The sequence below is a fragment of the Pseudomonas sp. AC463 genome (assembly GCF_979253585.1).
On record NZ_CEEDDZ010000829.1, the window covers coordinates 1 to 257 of the forward strand.

The 257-nt window shown below is 62.6% G+C and carries 1 pseudogene; it reads left to right on the forward strand.

The window, feature by feature from the left end:
- Positions 1-257, forward strand: a pseudogene (locus tag AC0IYH_RS32555) (heavy metal translocating P-type ATPase); the annotation flags it as partial.

Genomic DNA, 257 nt, shown 5'->3' on the forward strand with positions numbered 1-257 from the left:
GTGCAGGCATTCGAGGCGCTGCCCGGGCGTGGCGTAAGCGGCGTGATCGACGGCCAGCGCTACCAGTTGGGCAATCATCGCCTGCTCGAAGAACTGGGCCTGTGCTCGCCGGAGATCGAAATCCGACTCGATGGGTTGGAACGTGAAGGCAAGACGGTGATTCTGCTCAGCGACGATAAACGCGCCCTGGCGCTGTTCGCGGTCGCTGACACGCTCAAGGCCAGTAGCCGTGAGGCCATCGCCACCCTGCATGAAAT